Source organism: Scandinavium sp. UTDF21-P1B (genome assembly GCF_040750395.1).
In the GTDB taxonomy this organism is placed as follows: Bacteria; Pseudomonadota; Gammaproteobacteria; order Enterobacterales; family Enterobacteriaceae; genus Scandinavium.
This window is the reverse complement of sequence record NZ_JBFLVD010000054.1, coordinates 1-4,241: the sequence shown is the minus strand read 5'-3', so window position 1 is coordinate 4,241 and position 4,241 is coordinate 1. Positions and strand designations below refer to the sequence as shown.

Sequence of the window (4,241 nt, the reverse complement as noted above, 5' to 3'; positions counted from 1 at the left end):
TTCTGGTGCGTTATCGATCTGATCGAATGCGCGAGCAGCACCGCCGTAGGTTTTAGCCAGTACGGTAGTGATTGCAGCAGTCAGCGTTGTTTTACCATGGTCAACGTGGCCGATAGTACCGACGTTAACGTGCGGTTTTGTACGTTCAAACTTTTCTTTAGACATCGATTGTCCCTCTAAGACACGGATAAATCGGTGATATCACCACATCAACCAGGCAACATGCCTGACTTGTTGAATGCAATTCACAGAGAGAAACCAGGGAGGAGGAGATTGAAGTGGTGCTGATACCCAGAGTCGAACTGGGGACCTCACCCTTACCAAGGGTGCGCTCTACCAACTGAGCCATATCAGCACGTTTGGAGCGGGCAGCGGGAATCGAACCCGCATCATCAGCTTGGAAGGCTGAGGTAATAGCCATTATACGATGCCCGCATCCTGAAACTCGGCTACCCAGTTCTTTCTGCAACAAAAAAGAGTGTTCTCTCTTTTATTGTTTGAGTTGGTGTTTAACTTCTACCAACTCAGGCGGCGAAAACGCTGCCAGAAAGTGGTGGTGGGGGAAGGATTCGAACCTTCGAAGTCTGTGACGGCAGATTTACAGTCTGCTCCCTTTGGCCGCTCGGGAACCCCACCGGACTTGATGGTGCCGACTACCGGAATCGAACTGGTGACCTACTGATTACAAGTCAGTTGCTCTACCTACTGAGCTAAGTCGGCATCAAGTAGCGCGCATTCTAGGGAGACATGACGGGGCTTGCAACTAAAAAATTGCATAAAACGATCTCTTGCTCACATTTTGTGCATAACGGTGTAAAAATGATGCAAATTCCGTCATCTGCGAACAAAAAATGGGCTGAATGTCTGTTTCTATCTTCCTTTTTTTCTTACCGTTCGCTCGTAGCAACCCACAACGCTTTCAGTCAGGCCACTCATCAGAACTCGCACAGCAACATGAAACAAGCCCGGCAGAGATGCGTTCTGCTGGAAGCATCACTAAATCTGATTTTTTCTTCTTATTCCATTCAATCTGGTGTTAACCTCCTGCCCATTGTCCTGATTAACTGAATGTCTCACCTCATCAGCTTCGGCACATGAAACCGATGGGCGTGAACTGAACATGCTTATGAGCAAAAAAGAGCAAACGTTAATGACGCCGTACTTACAGTTCAACCGCAGCCAGTGGGCTGCCCTTCGCGATTCCGTGCCCATGACCCTTACCGAAGGGGAAATCACGCGCCTGAAAGGGATCAACGAAGATTTGTCTCTGGAAGAAGTGGCAGAGATCTATCTGCCACTCTCGCGTCTGCTGAACTTCTACATTAGCTCCAATTTGCGTCGCCAGGCCGTGCTCGAGCAGTTCTTAGGGACGAACGCGCCGCGCATTCCTTATGTGATAAGCATTGCCGGCAGCGTGGCGGTAGGTAAGAGCACAACGGCGCGTGTACTACAGGCTTTACTCAGCCGCTGGCCAGAGCACCGTCGGGTAGAATTGATCACCACCGATGGCTTCCTTCATCCTAACGAGGTTCTAAAAGAACGTGGGCTGATGAAGAAAAAAGGCTTCCCGCAGTCTTATGACATGCATCGCCTAGTGAAATTTGTTTCAGATATTAAATCAGGTGCGGCAGATGTCACTGCTCCGGTGTATTCCCACTTAATTTATGACGTTATTTGCGATGGCGACAAAACGGTCACGCATCCGGATATCCTGATTCTGGAAGGTCTGAACGTTCTGCAAAGTGGTATGGATTACCCGCACGATCCGCATCATGTATTTGTCTCAGACTTTGTCGATTTTTCTATTTATGTAGATGCCCCGGAAGATCAGCTGAAAAACTGGTATATCAATCGTTTTCTGAAATTCCGTGAAGGAGCATTCACCGATCCAGATTCTTATTTCCATAATTATGCAAAATTATCCAAAGACGAAGCTGTCAACATAGCAACATCATTATGGAATGAAATTAACCTTCTGAATCTAAAAGAAAATATACTTCCTACGCGCGAGCGAGCAAGTTTAATATTGACGAAAAGTGCCAACCATTCTGTCGAACAGGTTCGGCTTCGAAAATAAAAAAGGGAGCATCTGCTCCCTCTTAATTTGTTATTCCGCACTTCTCAGTGAAATTTCTCCGCCCATCCAGGGTTTAATCACTCCATCCTGTTCGAGTAATAATGCCCCCTGCATGTCAATGCCCCGTGATATGCCAAATATCTCTTTCTCACCAATAATCAACTTCACCGGGCGATGAATAAAGTTATCCAGTTTCTCCCAGCGCTGAAGATAAGGTACCAGACCTTCTTGCTCGAACAGCACCAATGCAGCTCGAAGTTCTTTAATTAAACGCACAGCGAGGGTGTTACGATCAATTTTGATCCCGGCTTCCTGCAAATTGATCCATCCTTGATTGACTACATCAGATTCGACTCGTCGCATAGCGAGGTTAATACCCGCACCAATGACAATTTGCGCGGCATCTCCCGTCTTACCGGTGAGTTCAACCAGAATACCCGCAAGCTTACGATCCAGCAGATAGAGATCGTTCGGCCATTTTACGCGAACTTTATCCGCGCCGAGGCTTTGCAGGACTTCAGCCATCACGATGCCAATGACAAGGCTCAGGCCAATCGCAGCAGCGGGCCCTTGCTCAAGTCGCCAGTACATTGACAGATAAAGATTCGCACCAAAAGGCGAGAACCACTTCCGGCCACGGCGACCACGGCCCGCCTGCTGATACTCAGCCACGCAGGTATCTCCGGAGCGAAGTGACGCCAGCCTGTCCAGCAGATACTGGTTGGTGGAATCAATCACAGGCAGCACCGTAACAGCACCCTCACTTATGCTGTTTCTAATGAGATCTTCATTCAACAGTTGAATAGGCTCAGGCAGGCTGTAACCTTTTCCGGGAACGGTAAATACATCGACGCCCCAGTCGCGCAGCGTCTGAATATGCTTGTTAATCGCCGCCCGGCTCATACCCAGACGCTCTCCGAGCTGCTCGCCGGAATGAAACTCACCGTCGGATAAAATTGAGATAAGCGTTAATGGGACCGTATTATCCTTCACGCAATAACCTCCACCGCATTGACTTCGCCGCGCGCATCAATAAACCGTACTTCAGGCTCCAGCCACACATCAAATTTTTCTCCAACCTGCTGGCGAACATAGCGGGCAAGCGCAACAACATCATCGCTGGTCGCATTGTTTTCATTAATAAGAACCAGAGCCTGCTGCCGATGTACCATGGCTCCGCCAACTCGCTGCCCCTTGAGATGACACTGGTCGATAAGCCAGCCGGCAGCGAGTTTAACGCCACCGTCAGACTGTGGGTAATGCGGTGCATCCGGGCAAGCAGCCAGAAGCTTTTCAGCTTCCATAGGGCTAATGACTGGGTTTTTAAAGAAGCTGCCAGCATTTCCATTCACTTTTGGATCGGGTAACTTAGTCATACGCATGTGGCAGACAGCATCAAAGACCTGCTGTGGCGTAACTGTTTGAGGATCCAGTCTGGTCAAATCGCCATAGCTCAGCACCGGCTGCCACGCTTTTACCAGCTTTAATCCTACAGCGACAATGACATAGCGGTCCTGATATTCATGTTTGAAGATGCTGTCGCGATAGCCGAACCGGCACGCCTCAGCACTCAGGCGTTTCATAATGCCAGTAGAGAGCTCAATACAATCAACATAGTCACAGACTCGCTGCAGTTCCACGCCGTAAGCACCAATATTCTGGATCGGTGATGAACCTGCGCATCCTGGGATCAGTGCCAGATTTTCAAGCCCGGGCATACCTTTCTCAAGCGTATACGTGACGAGACTGTGCCAGTTTTCACCCGCTCCAACATGCAGGTGCCATGCATCTGGCTGTTCACTCACCTCGATCCCTTTAAGTCGGTTGATCAGGACGACACCTGAATAATCCTCTAAAAAGAGGACGTTACTCCCTTCACCTAAAATTAGGACAGGCAGGTTTTCAGAGGTTGCCTGCTGCCAGGCTTCAAGCAGTTGAACGGTATTTTCTGCACAGACAATCCGACGGGCATGACAATCGATACCAAAGGTATTCCAGGACTTTAAGGAGTGATTCATAGTGGCTTCCAGATGCAAAATCACGGCTAGTTTACCGCATTCAGGAAGGGAAGGCTTGTGGATATGTCTGTGGGTGGTTCGTGTGTAAACGCAAAAAACCCCGACCGGATGGTCGGGGTTCTTCACTTGTTTGATGCCTGGCAGTT

4 protein-coding genes and 4 tRNA genes are annotated in these 4,241 nt (G+C 49.0%); 1 reads left to right on the top strand and 7 read right to left on the bottom strand.

The features are described 5' to 3' along the window. From AB1287_RS22380 to AB1287_RS22360, 5 genes are all read right to left on the bottom strand, one after another. A partial coding sequence (locus tag AB1287_RS22380) for a GTP-binding protein (protein ID WP_001326213.1) occupies positions 1-165 on the bottom strand: 165 nt, incomplete at its 3' end. A 114-nt stretch (positions 166-279) separates the two neighbouring features. Beyond that, a tRNA-Thr gene (locus AB1287_RS22375) sits at positions 280-355 on the bottom strand. Between the two features lie 5 nt (positions 356-360). Further along, positions 361-435, bottom strand: a tRNA-Gly gene (locus AB1287_RS22370). Positions 436-551: 116 nt separating this feature from the next. Further along, positions 552-636 (bottom strand) — tRNA-Tyr (locus tag AB1287_RS22365). Between the two features lie 8 nt (positions 637-644). After that, positions 645-720 (bottom strand) — tRNA-Thr (locus tag AB1287_RS22360). A 406-nt stretch (positions 721-1,126) separates the two neighbouring features. On the opposite strand from AB1287_RS22360, the gene coaA reads away from it, so the two are divergent. Continuing rightward, a complete protein-coding gene (coaA, locus tag AB1287_RS22355) occupies positions 1,127-2,077 on the top strand; it encodes a type I pantothenate kinase (RefSeq protein WP_312630125.1) in 951 nt (316 codons plus the stop codon). A gap of 30 nt (positions 2,078-2,107) precedes the next feature. Here the strand turns inward: coaA and birA are convergent, their stop codons facing one another. Together birA and murB are read right to left on the bottom strand one after the other, a co-directional pair. Beyond that, positions 2,108-3,070, bottom strand: coding sequence for a bifunctional biotin--[acetyl-CoA-carboxylase] ligase/biotin operon repressor BirA (gene birA, locus AB1287_RS22350; protein WP_435619146.1), 963 nt, complete (start codon positions 3,068-3,070; stop codon positions 2,108-2,110). After that, positions 3,067-4,095: a UDP-N-acetylmuramate dehydrogenase gene (gene murB, locus AB1287_RS22345; protein ID WP_435619147.1), complete on the bottom strand. Its 1,029-nt coding sequence runs from the start codon at positions 4,093-4,095 to the stop codon at positions 3,067-3,069. The genes birA and murB overlap by 4 nt, the downstream gene beginning before the upstream one ends. Between the last annotated feature and the right edge of the window lie 146 nt (positions 4,096-4,241).